This is a genomic window from Corynebacterium sp. KPL2838 (assembly GCF_040225455.1).
GTDB classification, from domain to species: Bacteria; Actinomycetota; Actinomycetes; order Mycobacteriales; family Mycobacteriaceae; genus Corynebacterium; species Corynebacterium rhinophilum.
In genome coordinates this window covers 1-14,966 of sequence record NZ_JBEHFT010000010.1, presented here as the reverse complement: position 1 = coordinate 14,966, position 14,966 = coordinate 1, and the positions used below count along the sequence as shown (strand labels likewise).

Genomic DNA, 14,966 nt, shown 5'->3' with positions numbered 1-14,966 from the left:
CCGTACCGCGACGTTACGCGGTACGGGCTTACGCGGTGCGGGCTTGGGCGCGGGCAATGAGGACCTCAAGCAGCGTGGGATAATCCACGCCAGAGGCCGCCAACACCTGCGGGTACATGGAAATCGGCGTAAATCCCGGCAGGGTGTTTACCTCATTGATGTACAGCCCTTCTTCGGTGACGAAGAAATCCACGCGGGAAAGGCCCGCGCAGTTGAGCGCCCTAAAGGCCCGAATCGCCATTTCGCGCAATTGCGCCGTGAGTTCTTCTGGGAAAGGCGCGGGAATCTGGGCCGTGACCACGTCATCTAGGTACTTGGTCTCAAAGCCATAGAAACCCTCATCGGAGTCATCTATGCCCTTGAGCAGGGCCGGCACCGAGGCAATCAGCTCTCCATCTGGGTATTGCAGGACGCCGACTTCCACCTCGCGGCCGACGATCTCTGGCTCGACCAAAATCTTGTCATCGTCTTCCAAGGCAATGCGTACAGCTTCTGGGAAATCTGCCCAGTCGCTCACCTTGGATACTCCAATTGAAGAGCCCCCGCGGGCGGGTTTGACGAAGACCGGCAGGCCGAGGCTGTCTTTTTCCTCTGCGGTTAATTCCGTGCGTCCGTGGACAATAACCTCTGGTGCCACCGGCAGGCCCGCTGCGGATAGAATCTTCTTAGTAAATTCCTTGTCCATTCCCACCGAGGACGCCAATACACCAGGGCCCACATAAGGGATGCCGGAGAGCTCAAAAAGCCCCTGCATGGTGCCGTCCTCGCCATAAGGTCCATGGAGAATAGGAAAAATAACGTCAACGTGGGCATACAGCGATCCATCACTAATCGTGCGGATTTCGCCCTTGCGCGAAGGATCCGCAGAAAGCGCCAATTCCGTGCCGCGCCTGACCTCAGGCATGACGCCATCGACGATTTCTAAGCCCTCGGTATCGCCCGGCGTCCACGTGCCCTCGCGCGTAATGCCGATGGGCACCACCTCGAATTTTTCCGGGTCGAGATGCTTCATGATTGCGCCTGCGGATACGCAGGACACGGAGTGCTCGGTACTGCGGCCACCGTAAAGGACGGCCACGCGGGTCTTTTCAGTCATGGGCGATGATTTTACCTTTCTGCTACTCCGACTTCTTGGAGCGACCCATAAGGGCAATGATCATATCGTCTACCGCCATGCCCTGATGGCATACTCCGTAGACGGCTTCCGTAATGGGCATCTCTACCCCAGCCTGCTGGGCCAGGCGGAAGATGGAATCCGAAGAAAACACACCCTCTGCCACTTGGCCATTGGTGGCCGCCTTCGCTTCTTCAAGGCTACCACCTTGACCGAGGCGATAACCGAAGGTTCTATTGCGCGAGAGCGTGGAGTTACACGTGGCCACCAAATCACCCAGACCTGCCAAGCCCGAAAAGGTGAAAGGCTCTGCGCCCAATGCCGTGCCAAGGCGGGTAATTTCCGCTAGGCCGCGAGTGATCATCGTGGCCATGGTGTTATTGCCCAGCCCCTTGCCTGAGGCCATGCCGCAGGCCAAGGCGATGACGTTTTTGCAAGCACCACCGATTTCAGCGCCGATGACATCGGTATTTGTGTAGGGCCGCAAGTAGGGTGCGGCGATGGCCGCCTGTACTGCCTTGGCGCGCTCTTCGTCAGTGCAGGCGATGACCGTAGCCGCAACCTGCCCCTGCGCTACTTCTTTAGCCAGGTTGGGTCCAGAAAGCACCGCTACTCGCTGTGGGTCCACGCCTGCCGTGTCCACGATAACTTCACTCATGCGCTTTAGCGTGCTGGTCTCTACGCCCTTGGAAATGGAAACCAGCGTGGAATCCTCAGGCAATGCGGGCGCCCACCGTTCCACGTTGGCGCGCAGAGACTGCGATGGCACGCCGAAGACCACGATATCCGCGCCGGAAAGCGCCTCTGCTTCGTCGTGTGTGGCGCGCAGCGCCGCGGGAAGGTGAATATCCGGCAAATAATCCGGGTTGGTGTGCGTTTTATTGATCGCGTCCGCCAGCTCGGTCCGTCGCGCCCACAGGGTGACATCATTTCCTGCGTCCGCGAATACCTTGGCCAGGGTGGTGCCCCAGGAACCGGCACCCATCACCGCTACATTTACCATGGCTTCCTCCAAACGTTATTCCTATTATTTCCACCTTAAGGCATTTATCACTCTGGGCGTGGCAAGGATGCGGCAGGGATCTCCCGCGTGGAACAATGATCATGAGGTTAATGCCGATTTTTAACTCACCGAAGAAAGGCACGAAAAGCTATGCCGAGCGCGAAGAAGATGCACGAGACCGATAAAGATAAAAAGTCCGAAAAATTCATTTCCGGCCGGCACCAAGAAATTCCGGTGGATCCCGCCAAAGAATTTCCCCGCACTACCCTTGCCGCCGGCGCGGTAGTTTGGCGGGGCGACGCCGCGAACCCTGAAATCGCACTCATCCACCGCCCGCATTACGACGATTGGTCCCTGCCCAAAGGAAAGGTGGACCCAGGCGAATCCCTGCCTACCACCGCGGCGCGTGAAATCGAGGAAGAAACTGGCTTCCACGTGCGCTTGGGCAAGTTGATTGGCAAGGTCACCTACCCCGTGCAGGGGCGCACCAAGGTGGTCTATTACTGGGCGGCGTTCTACCTCAGCGGCACGTACACGCCCAATGATGAGACCGATGAGCTGCGCTGGGTTCCCATTGACCAGGCACAACAGCTTTTGTCTTATGACGTTGACGCCGACGTCGTCGCCAAGGCACAAAAGCGTTTGCAGTTGGCCCCCACAACGCGGGTATTGTATGTGCGCCACGCCCACGCCCATGACCGAAAGAAGTGGGAGGGCGATGACAACCTGCGGCCTTTGGATAAGAAGGGCCGCCGCCAAGCAGAAATGCTCGTGCCCATGCTGGGCGCCTTCCATCCCACCGCGATCTATTCCGCTCGCCCGCATCGGTGCCAGCAAACCGCCGCGCCGCTTGCCGATGAACTGGGTAAAGAAATTGCCATTAATAAAGACTTTGGCGACGAGGCGTGGGAAAAGAACCCGGCGGCCGCCAAGAAGGCTTTCCGCCGCGTTGTAGAAGACGGCGGGGTACCGGTCATTATCAGCCAAGGACAAACCATCCCCGGCATCATCGAGGATTTAGCGCCGCAATTCCTCAAGAAGCCGCAGGAGGAATTGAAGTTTAAAAAGGCCTCGGTGTGGGTCTTGTCCTTCAATAACGGTGAATTAACCGGCGCCGATTATCTTCCCAGCCCCCTGCCGGTGCGCTAGATAGCTTGAGCCGCGCGAGCCCCTAGCCCTTAGCCGCGCATGCCGAGATTGCGGCGCACGAAAAGGATAGGGGCTAAGGCCATGAGCCCCGGCAGCACGACGAAGCCCACCACGGTTGAGCCTAGCGCCATGTGGAGAATGATGAGCGCGATACCGACCAGCAAGGTGGTACCGATGTTCCTCTTTGCGATCTCCGTGGAAAGCTTAAAGCAGGCCCCTAGGCCTAAATCAGGGCGTGCTGCCTTGACGGCTGGGACCCACCACCAGAAGAACAGGGCGAAAAGTCCGGGAATTACCAGCAGAACGAAGCCGATACCGATGACCACGCTGGTGACGAGGTAAGCCAGCATGATGCCGCCCATGCCTTTGAACGTGAAGAAATCCCCGAACATCAAATCCTGGCCATTGACCTGCTTATTAGCGGCTTGGCACCAGATTGCAGTTGCCCACAGACAGACAATTAACAAAGCTACTACCGCGAGGGCGAGTAATAGCAGGCCCAGTACGCCGAGGGAACCGTCCAAGGCGGCTCCCTCGGTCGCCGCCTCGATGGAAATGGAGCCGCCACCGGCGGCAAAGCCTACGGCGATGATGAGGTATGCAACAAAAAGGACGACCATTTGCACGAGTGGGGCAAAAAGCCACTGCGCCCAATTGCGGCCGAAATAGCGGAAACTATCGCCAAAAATGCTGACGGCATCGATGCCGCCTGTAGCGGATGGCTCACTAAAATTCCCTGGTTGCCCACCTGAGTGGGGCTGTTGGGAGTAGTGATTGTATCCATCATGGTCGCGTGACCCAGAATAAGGCGAAGTCATACCGCAGAGCATAATGGATAAACCCGGCTTTACGCTTTCGCCGCTGATATTTGTCACTCGTCCATTGCCCCACCGCTACCCCAGTTCACGGGTGCGGTGGTGTGCGCCCCCGCCAAAGTGTGGGGCGCACCTGCTGGATTATTCCGCGTGCACCGCGGGCTTGAAGCTGGCGCGAGAGTTCTCGAAACTCGTGATGGCCTCTTCATTGCGCAAAGTGATGCCGATGTCATCGAGGCCTTCCATCAGGCGCCAGCGCGTGTAGTCATCAATGTCGAATGAGTAGGTGTTTTCACCAACCTGAACGGTGCGTGCCTCCAGATCGACCGTGACGTGGGTTTCCCCGGCTTCCAACTGCTTCCAAATAAGCTCGATGTCTTCTTGTTCCATCAGCCCAGTAAGCAGACCAGACTTTCCTGAGTTGCCCCGGAAGATATCCGCAAAGCGGGAGGAGAAGACAGCCTTGAAGCCGTATTCGCGCAGGGCCCAAACTGCGTGCTCTCGGGAGGAACCGGTACCGAAGTCGCGACCGGCAAAGAGGACGGAGCTGTCTTTGAACTGCTCTTGGTTAAGTACGAAGGTGGAATCAGAGCGCCAGTTGGAAAACAGGCCTTCCGCAAAGCCTGTGCGCTGGACCGATTTGAGGTAGCGCGCGGGAATGATTTGGTCAGTATCCACGTTGGACGCCCGCAGCGGGACTCCCGTGCCGGTATGGGTGATAAATTTCTCCATTATTTCAACCTTTCTCGCGTGCTTATTTCAGGTCAGCCGGGCTGGACAGGTATCCAGTGACGGCGGTAGCGGCGGCAACCTGTGGGGAAACGAGGTGGGTTCGCCCGCCAGGGCCCTGTCGGCCTTCAAAGTTACGGTTGGATGTGGACGCAGACCGCTCCCCTGGCTTCAGTTGGTCAGGGTTCATGCCCAGGCACATGGAACAACCCGCCGTGCGCCACTCTGCACCGAATTCCTGGAAAATCTGGTCAAGGCCCTCCTTTTCTGCATCAGCCTTGACCACCGCGGAGGAAGGAACCACGATCATGCGCGTATTGGCGTCGATGGTGCGGCCCTTGACCACCTCAGCTGCAGCGCGCAGGTCCTCGATGCGGGCATTGGTGCACGATCCTACGAAGACGGTATCGATCTTGATATCGCGCAGTGGGGTTCCTGGTTGCAGGTCCATGTACTCCAAGGCTTTTTTCACCGTGGCCTTGGAATTATCATCGCCGCAGTCTTCCGGATCCGGTACGGTTTCGCCCAGCGGCAAGCCTTGGCCCGGGTTCGTTCCCCACGTGACGAATGGCGTCAGGGCTGATCCGTCGATTTCTACGACGCGATCGAATTCGGCGCCATCGTCAGTAGGCAGCGTCTTCCAGTAATCCACCGCTTTATCCCAGTCGACGCCCTTTGGGGCGAACTCGCGACCCTTGACGTACTCAAACGTCGTTTCATCGGGTGCGACCATACCGGCACGCGCACCGGCCTCGATGGACATATTGCAGATGGTCATGCGGGCCTCCATGGACATCTTGCGGATAGCTTCACCGCGATATTCGATGATGTAGCCTTGGCCGCCGCCGGAGCCAATCTTGGCGATGATGGCCAGAATAAGGTCCTTTGCGGAGACGCCTTCCTGCAATTCGCCGGTGACTTCGATGGCCATCGTCTTAAATGGCTTCAAAGATAGCGTCTGGGTGGCCATGACGTGCTCTACCTCCGAGGTACCAATGCCCATGGCAATGGAGCCGAATGCACCGTGGGTCGAGGTATGCGAATCGCCGCACACAATAGTCATGCCGGGCTGGGTAATGCCCAGCTGTGGGCCAACGGTGTGCACGATGCCTTGCTGCTCATCACCCATTGAGTGCAACCGCACGCCAAATTCTTCGCAGTTCTTGCGCAGGGTAGAAACCTGGGTGCGCGATACCTCATCTTTAATCTCTAAGAGGTTGCCGGATTTAATACCCTCCGTCGGCACGTTGTGGTCCTCGGTGGCCAGGTGCAATTCTGGGTGTCGCATTGTGCGACCTTGCAAGCGCAGCCCATCGAAGGCCTGCGGGCTGGTAACTTCGTGCAAAAGTTGAAAGTCAATATAGATAAGGTCTGGTGCGCCCGCGTCGCCCTGCTGGACAACGTGGTCACGCCATACTTTTTCTGCCAAGGTCAGCTTCTGGTTCATAAACATCACTCCACACTTGAAATCTCATAATTTGGGACGTAGATTTCATTATATGGGAGAGTATAGCGCAGTTTCCGGCATTAAGGTACTAGATCGTGCAATGGCCATCATGATGGCCGCCGCAAACCATCCATCGACCCTTAATGAGTTATGCGAAACCACGGGACTACCTCGAGCAACGACACACAGGCTAGCCACCGCATTAGAGGCACACCGCATCCTCGTGCGTACCCCTGAAGGAAAGTGGAAGGCCGGTCCCGCGCTTCCCGGCAACCGCGACCACATCTTAGAAGTCGCAGGCCCCATCATGGACCAACTCCTCAACCGTACCGGTGAGTCCATTCAGCTCTATGAATTCACGGGAACCACCCGCACCTGCATTGCCACCCGCGAACCCAAGTCCGGCCTACACAACGTGGTTCCGGTGGGGCGACAACTGCCACTAACCTCCGGCTCTGCAGCACGCATCATCGCCGGCTTCGTAGACTCCCCCCTCGACGCCGCGCAATTCAGCGCCGCCGATATAGAAGCCGCCCGCCGCCAAGGCTATGCAGAATCCATCGAAGAACGCGAAGCGGGCCTAGCCTCCATTTCCGCTCCCGTCTTCGATTCTTCCGGCGTTTTTCGCGCAGCGCTATCTATCTCCGGTTCTGCTGAGCGCTTTCGCCCCTCGCCCGCCAAGAAATACGCCCACCTGCTCACCTCCGCTGCCCAAGAACTTTCAGAGCTGCTCTAGCTTCCCCAACACCCCACCAATGCCCTGGACCCCCCACCGGCCCAGGGCTTTTATCGCGTCTTACCCCTGCATACCCGACCCCGTCATGGCCTATTGAAAAAATATCGAAAATTTCCGGCGCGCTATTGAAACCGAACTGAAAACATGATTTAATGAAAACAGAGTGAAAACGAGAAGGTCACTCCTTGACCTAAGGCACAGAAAGGATTCATGATTATGACTCACGCTACCCACACTGAACACGAGCACACCCACGGCGAAGGCTGCGGCCACGTCGCTTTCCCGCACGAGGATCACACCGACTTCGTACACGATGGCCACATCCACCGCGAGCACGAAGGCCACTGGGACGAGTGCGAGACAAACGAGCACATTGAGGCCGAAACGCACAGCGACCACACCCACGGCGAGGGTTGCGGCCACGTTGCTGTCCCCCACGGCGACCACGTTGACTACATCCACGACGGTCACCGCCACGCCGCTCACGGTGACCACTACGACGAGCACTAAGTCTCGCCAGTAAGCGCCCTGCAGCGCCCTAACGCCGCGATAATCCACCGCTGAGATGCATGGATTATCGCGGCGCTTTTCTATGCAATGGACCGGCGTGAGTTAACCTTTTATTAACCCTAGCCACATTCATGTGCGGTGCGCGATGGCCCAGGGGTGACGAAGCTGTCAATTTCACGGAAACTGCCTGCTTGACTATTAGTTAACACCGTTTCGGTGCTACGGTCTTTCGAGTGATTACTAGTTGGAAGCTTTTTCTCCAAGACTTCGTCCGCCTGTGGCGGACGCCGCAAGTCTGGGTAATTCTCATCGGATTGATGGTTACCCCTGCCTTATATTCTTGGGTCAACGTCTCCGGTTTTTGGGATCCTTACGGCAATACCGAGCACCTCAAGGTAGCCGTGGTGAACGAGGACAAGGGTGCCTCGTCAGATCTCACCGGCGATATTGACGTCGGCGGGCAGATGATGGAAAAGCTGCACAACAACGACAAGCTCGGCTGGCAGTTTATGGACCGCGGCGAAGCCGAGCACGCCGTGAAATCCGGCGATGTTTTTGCATCCATCATCGTGCCGGAGGATTTTTCTTCCGACTTTGTCAGCCTGTTCCAAGGCACGTACGCTCAGCCCACCTTGGAGTATCAGGTCAATGAAAAAATCAATGCCATCGCCCCCAAGGTCACTGACACTGGTTCTTCTACCCTCGAAACCACGATTAGCGCGACCTTTAATGAAAACGTCGCGAAATCGGTTTCCACCGAGTTGAGAAACTCTGGCGGCGACCTCAGCGATAGGATCAATAGTACCGCGGGCAATACCGCGAATTCCTTCTCAGAGACCGCCGATACTGTGGCTAATTCGCGCAATTCCCTGGCGGATGTCAACGCCACTATCGATGATGCTCGTCCCACCATCGCACAGGCGCGCACGGCGCTAGGCTCCGTGCAGACCACGATTGATGACGCGCAGCAGGCATTAAATCAGGTCACCTCCTTGACCGACGAGGTGCAAAAGGAAGTTACTTCCTTCGCCGATGATGCCACCGCCGCCTATATCCAAGGCACGACTGCGCTTGCCGATGGCACCGCAAACGCCAATGCCAATATCGGCTCTGTCACCGGCCGGTTAAACGGCGCACTCAACCGCGTCGATGCCGCCACCGATGGCGCCCAAGGCATCCTCGGTCAGGCTGATAAAGCCATCGACCAATTAGCCGGTGTCGCTGCCCTGCCAGCCCTTCCCCCAGAGATATCGCAGCAGATCAACCAGTCGGTTTCTGATCTGCGTGACCGCAACAATCAAAACCGCGCGGTATTAGGAGAGCTGGATTCCCTTAATAGCGATACCAACGCCACCCTTGATTCGCTGAATAAGACCTCGGAATTGCTCAATTCCATGGCCTCCCAGGCCCGCGATGATTCCCACGGACTGCGCGATGACGTGGCCAACGGCCTACCTAAGCTGAATTCCGCACTTTCTAATGTTTCCGCTACCGCCGGGCGCCTATCTGCCTCGCTCAACAGCCAAAAGGCTCTGGTTGGGCAAACGGACGGGCTTCTCGGGGGCGTCGACGAGCAGTTGACCCACGCCCAAGAAGTGGTAAAGCGCTTCTCGGTTGATCTGGATCGCGTTGAGGAAGGTCTTCGTTCCGCACGCACCGATGTTATTGCCTTGAGCAACACAGCTAATAACAACACCGTGCTGAAGTCCGTCAACGGTCTTGATACAGACCACGTGTCTTCCTTCCTCTCCTCGCCCGCAGAGATGGAAAGCCATGCAGTCTTCCCTGTCACGCACTACGGCTCCGGCATGTCCTCGCTGTTTATCAACCTCACGCTGTGGATCGGTGCCTTCATGCTCCTGATCATTTTCCGCGCCGAGGTTGACCCGCAGGGCCGCCGGGATCTAACCATCAATAAGGCGTACTTCTCGCGCTTCTTGCTCCTCGGCTTTTTCGCCATTGCGCAGGCACTTATCGTTTCCATCGGTAACTTAGTCATCGGCGTTGAGCACGTCAGCGCCACCGCTTATGTCCTTACCTCTGTATTTATCAGCCTGTGCTACCTCAGCATTACCTATGGCCTCGTCTCAACATTCGGCCACGTGGGCCGCGGCATAGCGGTGGTCTTGGCCTTCATTCAGATTCCCGGCGCATCGGGCCTGTATCCCATCGAGATGACGCCTGACTTCTTCCGCGCCGTCCATCCCTTCTTGCCCTTTACTTACGGCATCGATGCCATGCGCGAGACGGTGGGCGGATTCTACGGCACCCATTACATCCGCGATATCGCCGCGCTGACTGGCATGGCGGTTGTTGCCTACCTCATGGGCACCCTCTTAAGGCGCGGGTTGTCCGACGTCACCATGCTGGTCAATGACGAGCTGGCCAAGGGCGGGCTCGTTATCAACGAACAGGTCCACCTGATTGGCAGCCGCTACCGCTTCACCGATCTTCTGTATGCCTCCGCGGACCGCGAGGGATACCAAAAGAGCTTGGATACCAAGTGGATGACCGCTCGGAAGAATTATTCTCAGTTGATGAAGCTCACGATCGCCATCGGAGTAGCCTTGGTGCTCGCGCTCGTGATTTGCTCCCGATTCATGCCGGACCAGAAGGCGATCCTTTTCGGCATTGCGTGCCTCGTTGCGCTGATTGCGGTCGCGGTCATTTGTTCGCTGGAATACGTAAAACAAAGTATTGCGCACGATAACCGCCTGGCGGATCTCAGCGATGAAGAAATCCAGCAGCACCTAGAGCATCAACGCCAAAACCCCAATCAGTATCGGCTAGAAGATGTCCAGTCAGATAAGCACGCGGAAATATCTTCTACCCCACAATCGCAGGGCGATACCACAGATAAGCCCGCCGTCGACGGCGAAGAATCCGGAAAGGGAGATAAGTCATGAACAATATCCTGACCATTCTCCGCGATGACCTCAAGGCCATCCGTGGCAACGTAATGACCGCCGTCATCATTTTCGGCCTCGCCATTATCCCGCTGCTATTTACCACCTTTAACGTGCTCGCCAGCTGGGACCCATTTGCCAATACCAAACAACTCAAAATCGCCGTCGCCAGTGAGGATGAGGGCCACCAAAGCGACCTTGCTTCGCTCAAGCTCAATTTAGGCGATGAAGTTTTATCCCAGCTCAGCCGCAATGACGAAATCAACTGGGTTCTTACCAATAGCGATGATGCCGTAGAGGGCACCAAGTCCGGTGAGTACTACGCTGGCATCGTCTTGCCCAAGGATTTCAGCTCCAACCTCCTCACCTTCTACGTGGAAGGCACCGAGCCAAGCAAACTTAATCTCTATACCAATGAGAAGAAGAACGCGCTGTCGACCACGATTACCCAACGCAGCGCTACCGGTGTGATTGAGAAGATCGACGAGTCCTTTACCCGCGTTGTGTCCAATGTGGGCCTTGGCGTCATTTCCTCGCTGGACCAGTACCTTGATGAGGGCGATACCCAGGCCGCGCTGAATAACGTTCACAACCGAGTCAATACCGTACAGTCGCGCCTCGATGCAGCCTCTGGCACGGTCATGGCGCTGAGTAACCTGGTAGATTCCACCATTCCGCTCACCCAGGCAGCCAATAACATCCTGAATGAAGCGGGAAACCAGGCCTCCAGTACCACCAATGACAACGGCGAGTCGCCCATTGATATCTTAAAGTCCACGCTGGATGAGTCCACTGGTTCCTTGGATGCGTCCCTCGCCGCGACGACGCAGAGCTACGAGGTCCTATCCTCACAAATCGAGGAATTGCTGAACAATGCTAGCGCCACCTCCGCGCAGACCGCCCAAACCTTCCGCACTGCCGCGGACCGCGTGGGACAGCAGACCGCAGCCTTCCAGGGCGTAAAGGACAGTATCCAGAAGGAAGCCGATAAGGTCGATCTTCCAGGCCCTGTAGCGGCAGGTTATGCGGCCGTGATGGGGCAGCTGGATGCCAGCATCGCCCAGAGCAATGCGTTGCACGATTCTTTGACTTCTACGGCCGATAACATCGAAAACGGCGGGAATTCCCAGGAGTCCAAGCAACAAACGCAAGCTGCGATTGCCAGCGCCAAGCAGGCCGTCGAAAACGCTCGTAACTCCTATAATTCCAATCTGAAGCCACAGCTAGCGGCTCTGGGAGATAGCGTGGGCACGGTTGCCAACGATGTTGATGCGGTCAAGCGCGATATCGCAGGCATCCGCAATACCATCTCTAATGACAACGATGCCCTCGTGCGGGCGCGCGATCTAACCGCAAGTCTATCCGGTACCTTGCAGCATCAGGCGGGTCGCTTTGGCGAACTCAGCCAAAAGATCGATGAGATCCGCGACGGCGGTGACCTAAGTCAGCTCGCCGATCTCATTGGCGATGACCCCGAGCTTCTGGCCTCTCGGATCGCTTCGCCGGTCAATGTGGACCGCCAGCCCATCTACGATGTTGCTTCTTTCGGTGTTGGTATGACGCCGTTCTACCTCACGCTTTCGCTGTGGGTAGGCGCCCTGCTCGCCTGCGTGCTGGTGCACACCAACGCCGAGCGCAAGTACTTGAAGAAGAACGAAGAGCTCGACAAGAAGGATCACTTCACTAGGAACCAAGTCTTCTTGGGCCGCTTCCTTACCTTTGGTCTCATCGGCATCGCCCAAGCCACCTTCGCCGTCCTCAGCCTGATTTTCTTCGTGGAGATCGAGCCCGAGCACCCATTCATGATGCTCTTTGCCTCGTGGATAATCTCACTGGTGTTTATGTTGATAATATATTCACTGGTTATCACATTCGATAGCGCGGGCAAGGCCCTCGCGGTTCTGCTCTTGGTTGTCCAAGTCTCCGGTTCCGGCGGCGCCTATCCTCTGCCACTTCTTCCGGAGTGGTTCCAAAATGTCAGTCCATGGCTGCCGGCCACCTACGGCATCGACGCGTTCCGCAGCGCCATCGCCGGCATTTACGAGGCCGACATCCTCCGGGAGCTCGGCATGCTCCTTCTCTTCGCTATCCCGGCGCTTATCCTCGGCCTGTTCTTGCGCCCCGCCATGGATAACTACCACAAGCGCCTCCAGAAGGCGATTAAGAAGACAAAGGTCATGGCATAGCCTTCCCCACCTTCAAACAACGCCCAGTGCAGCCTGAGAGGCTCTCTGGGCGTTGTTTTTGTAGTGACAGGCCCATCCCCCCTTCCCTTGGCGCTCACGGGGAGCACAACCCGCGCCACCTTTCGCATAGCCAGTGAGCGCGAAGGTCGGTCTGCAGCTACAGCAGGCGCTTTCCGATGCCCCTCCTGGCCCACCACACTTCTCACCAACGGATGTTCAATGCGGTGCAGCGAGAGCCGTTTAAACGCCGCTTGATCAACTTCTCCTGGCCTCTAGAGATGCAGGAAGAAAATGGCAAAAGAAAAAGGCTGCGAGCGGTGAAGCTCGCAGCCAAAATATGGCACTTTCACGAAACTCCCCCACCAGCCTGAACCCCTGACCTGCTAATACCCCTGCACCACAGAATTCCGGGGTGTGCACCACGGCAAGACAACTACCTCGGCGTTCTCACCCAGCGAGGATGCGAACTAATCCACGAGTCACTTCGCTCACAGTCTAAAGTTCCAACTCCATCTGTTCGCCAGTTTCACCATCGTCTGTATATACGGTCAACAGCTCATAGCTCGACTTCTCTTCATCGTCCGGTCCGACCTGAGTCTCTACACGGATCCGCATGTCGTACGACCGCGCAAGGTTCGCTTCGCCCGAGCTAACGAGAGCTGCAAACTCTTCGTCAAGCAGACGAATGGATATCGTTCCAAACTCTTCAGTCTCAATCCGCCATTTGCGCTTAAGAGGCTCAATGAGATTTGCAGTGGCAAAGCGAGCCGAGACGGTCGCAACTTGAACTGTTGGCTCTGGAAGCGTCTCCGCGTAGTTGACCATTCTCCGTCCCTCCTCTTCGTTGATGTGCACTTCAACGCTGCGAGAGCCGGCCAGTTCGACTGCTTCAATCCCTGGTTCGAGAGTCGGCTTTACGATCGCTGCAACATTTTTGCGCCCCCGAGACTTTGCTAAAAGCGCATCAGTTAGCCTTTCAAGTTGCAAGTTCTCACGAAGATCTGGATAGGGAACTTCTGTTTGCTCCTGCATCGCGGCTTTGTTTGACAGTGCCTTCATGACCCAGCCGATGATTTCTTTGACAGTCACAACACCACCCCCAAGGGTGAGTGCAGTGTTGACTTTCGAGTCCGAGGCCCAGTTCAGAACCCCATCGAGAGCCTGACTTCCAACATCAAAGAAGACCGAATACGAGCCTTGCTCGACTCCGACGATCTCCAGCTCAGGCACTTCAGCGGACAGTGGATCGACGTTGCGGTAGATAGCCTTAACGAGTTCGTCCAACGCCAGGAAGACGGGACCGATCTCTGCGACCGACATCGGCTCGGACTGTAGACGTGCGCCGTCGTACTTCAGCAGGAAAGACTCTTCAGACATGGAACTATATTAACGGGTGCACGCTTGGGCCGAGCTGGGCGCACAATTATTCATGATCAATCAAGCCCGTCAGCCACTCCCTTACCGCCGCGAACCTCGTCACCTGCCATGCCGGCAACCTATCCCCCTCCCGCACCGCTGCCACAGCATTCTGAATCAGCCAATGCAGTTAGTTACGCCGCAGTTCCGATCGCCACAATTCCAGTTCGCAGTCAGCAAGCCCAGCTGGGTCGTACGGGAGCGTCAACAAGGCGTCGGGGCTTTGCACCCCATGCTCTTTGAGCACCTTGCGGCCTTCCATCGCTTACCGCTCATCGTTCATGGCCCACAGCAACAGGTCCTCGATGATGCCGCTGCAAAAAGCGAGCTCCTTATCCTCGACCTCGGCTGTTACCCGCGCTACGATTCGCTGGGCTTGACCGGATTCATACAGCCCCGTCCAGCCGCTGAGCATGTCCCACTCGTTGTGCAAAGCGCGCTTCAAGTCAGTGATAAGTTCCTTGGCTCCTGGATGGTGTTGCTCCATCAAGTCAAGGTCCACGTGAGGGAGGTAAGGCCAGTATCGCCGAGCTGTGAGCAGATCAATCATCGCCACGATGTCGGGTGGGAAATCGGATTGTGGGATTGCGGCTTTGGTTTCGACTCCAATGATCCAGTAGCCATCTGATGTGAATAGGGAGTCAGTCATGATGCTCCAGTCTCGTAGGGAGAGGAATGAGTATGCCGGATGGGAGCAGGATCAGCGAACCCCGCTCCGTCGAGTCAACGGAGCGGGATTGGTGTCAACGGCTGAGATTAGAAGGTCAGGCCAGGAATGTTCATGGTCTGAGCCATGAACCTCCGAGTTCGGAGTCCCCATTACGTTGTTAGCAGTTCCGCTTGAAGGAGCCCAGGATTCGTAACTCTGCCCCTGTGCAGGGGCAGGTTATGTTTGTCTGCGTTCCTTTTGCTTTTCTTTTTCAGGAGCAGTGGAACTAGTCGCTGGCTTCGGTAT

12 protein-coding genes are annotated in these 14,966 nt (G+C 56.8%); 5 read left to right on the top strand and 7 right to left on the bottom strand.

Annotated elements, in window-relative coordinates; all coding sequences use genetic code 11:
* Positions 1–28 precede the first annotated feature (28 nt).
* Together ABRP98_RS05020 and ABRP98_RS05015 are read right to left on the bottom strand one after the other, a co-directional pair.
* The gene (locus tag ABRP98_RS05020; protein WP_349857840.1) at positions 29–1,096 is read right to left on the bottom strand and encodes a D-alanine--D-alanine ligase family protein; all 1,068 of its coding nucleotides are present in this window, start codon (positions 1,094–1,096) and stop codon (positions 29–31) included.
* 22 nt (positions 1,097–1,118) lie between these two features.
* Positions 1,119–2,117 carry an NAD(P)H-dependent glycerol-3-phosphate dehydrogenase gene (locus ABRP98_RS05015; protein ID WP_349857839.1) on the bottom strand — a complete coding sequence of 333 codons (999 nt, stop codon included), beginning with the start codon at positions 2,115–2,117 and terminating at the stop codon, positions 1,119–1,121.
* 150 nt (positions 2,118–2,267) lie between these two features.
* On the opposite strand from ABRP98_RS05015, the gene ABRP98_RS05010 reads away from it, so the two are divergent.
* Entirely contained in the window at positions 2,268–3,266 is a 999-nt protein-coding gene (locus ABRP98_RS05010) for an NUDIX hydrolase (protein WP_349857838.1), read from the top strand.
* Positions 3,267–3,295: 29 nt separating this feature from the next.
* On the opposite strand, the gene ABRP98_RS05005 is transcribed toward ABRP98_RS05010, so the two are convergent.
* From ABRP98_RS05005 to leuC, 3 genes are all read right to left on the bottom strand, one after another.
* A complete protein-coding gene (locus tag ABRP98_RS05005; protein ID WP_349857837.1) occupies positions 3,296–4,084 on the bottom strand; it encodes a hypothetical protein in 789 nt (262 codons plus the stop codon).
* Positions 4,085–4,222: 138 nt separating this feature from the next.
* Positions 4,223–4,813 carry a 3-isopropylmalate dehydratase small subunit gene (gene leuD, locus ABRP98_RS05000; RefSeq protein WP_349857836.1) on the bottom strand — a complete coding sequence of 197 codons (591 nt, stop codon included), beginning with the start codon at positions 4,811–4,813 and terminating at the stop codon, positions 4,223–4,225.
* Positions 4,814–4,835: 22 nt separating this feature from the next.
* Complete coding sequence (leuC, locus tag ABRP98_RS04995; protein WP_349857835.1) at positions 4,836–6,257, bottom strand: 3-isopropylmalate dehydratase large subunit; 1,422 nt, start codon at positions 6,255–6,257, stop codon at positions 4,836–4,838.
* A gap of 52 nt (positions 6,258–6,309) precedes the next feature.
* Here leuC and ABRP98_RS04990 point away from each other — a divergent pair, with 52 nt between their 5' ends.
* From ABRP98_RS04990 to ABRP98_RS04975, 4 genes are all read left to right on the top strand, one after another.
* Positions 6,310–6,993: an IclR family transcriptional regulator gene (locus tag ABRP98_RS04990; protein WP_349857834.1), complete on the top strand. Its 684-nt coding sequence runs from the start codon at positions 6,310–6,312 to the stop codon at positions 6,991–6,993.
* Between the two features lie 216 nt (positions 6,994–7,209).
* Positions 7,210–7,503 carry a hypothetical protein gene (locus ABRP98_RS04985; RefSeq protein WP_284770527.1) on the top strand — a complete coding sequence of 98 codons (294 nt, stop codon included), beginning with the start codon at positions 7,210–7,212 and terminating at the stop codon, positions 7,501–7,503.
* A 233-nt stretch (positions 7,504–7,736) separates the two neighbouring features.
* On the top strand, positions 7,737–10,409 hold the full coding sequence (locus ABRP98_RS04980) for a YhgE/Pip family protein (RefSeq protein ID WP_349857832.1): 2,673 nt from the start codon (positions 7,737–7,739) through the stop codon (positions 10,407–10,409).
* On the top strand, positions 10,406–12,595 hold the full coding sequence (locus tag ABRP98_RS04975; RefSeq protein ID WP_349857830.1) for a YhgE/Pip domain-containing protein: 2,190 nt from the start codon (positions 10,406–10,408) through the stop codon (positions 12,593–12,595). The genes ABRP98_RS04980 and ABRP98_RS04975 overlap by 4 nt, the downstream gene beginning before the upstream one ends.
* Positions 12,596–13,090: 495 nt before the next feature.
* On the opposite strand, the gene ABRP98_RS04970 is transcribed toward ABRP98_RS04975, so the two are convergent.
* Together ABRP98_RS04970 and ABRP98_RS04965 are read right to left on the bottom strand one after the other, a co-directional pair.
* A complete protein-coding gene (locus ABRP98_RS04970; RefSeq protein ID WP_349857828.1) occupies positions 13,091–13,972 on the bottom strand; it encodes an LAPAL motif-containing putative phage structural protein in 882 nt (293 codons plus the stop codon).
* A 304-nt stretch (positions 13,973–14,276) separates the two neighbouring features.
* Entirely contained in the window at positions 14,277–14,660 is a 384-nt protein-coding gene (locus ABRP98_RS04965; protein ID WP_349857827.1) for a hypothetical protein, read from the bottom strand.
* Positions 14,661–14,966: the final 306 nt, after the last annotated feature.

Bases quoted from the DNA above. Each gene is read 5' to 3' on its own strand.
- ABRP98_RS05020 (WP_349857840.1), bottom strand. From the start codon at position 1,096: ATGACTGAAAAGACCCGCGTGGCCGTCCTTTACGGTGGCCGCAGTACC.
- ABRP98_RS05015 (WP_349857839.1), bottom strand. From the start codon at position 2,117: ATGGTAAATGTAGCGGTGATGGGTGCCGGTTCCTGGGGCACCACCCTG.
- ABRP98_RS05010 (WP_349857838.1), top strand. From the start codon at position 2,268: ATGCCGAGCGCGAAGAAGATGCACGAGACCGATAAAGATAAAAAGTCC.
- ABRP98_RS05005 (WP_349857837.1), bottom strand. From the start codon at position 4,084: ATGACTTCGCCTTATTCTGGGTCACGCGACCATGATGGATACAATCAC.
- leuD (WP_349857836.1), bottom strand. From the start codon at position 4,813: ATGGAGAAATTTATCACCCATACCGGCACGGGAGTCCCGCTGCGGGCG.
- leuC (WP_349857835.1), bottom strand. From the start codon at position 6,257: ATGAACCAGAAGCTGACCTTGGCAGAAAAAGTATGGCGTGACCACGTT.
- ABRP98_RS04990 (WP_349857834.1), top strand. From the start codon at position 6,310: ATGGGAGAGTATAGCGCAGTTTCCGGCATTAAGGTACTAGATCGTGCA.
- ABRP98_RS04985 (WP_284770527.1), top strand. From the start codon at position 7,210: ATGACTCACGCTACCCACACTGAACACGAGCACACCCACGGCGAAGGC.
- ABRP98_RS04975 (WP_349857830.1), top strand. From the start codon at position 10,406: ATGAACAATATCCTGACCATTCTCCGCGATGACCTCAAGGCCATCCGT.
- ABRP98_RS04970 (WP_349857828.1), bottom strand. From the start codon at position 13,972: ATGTCTGAAGAGTCTTTCCTGCTGAAGTACGACGGCGCACGTCTACAG.
- ABRP98_RS04965 (WP_349857827.1), bottom strand. From the start codon at position 14,660: ATGACTGACTCCCTATTCACATCAGATGGCTACTGGATCATTGGAGTC.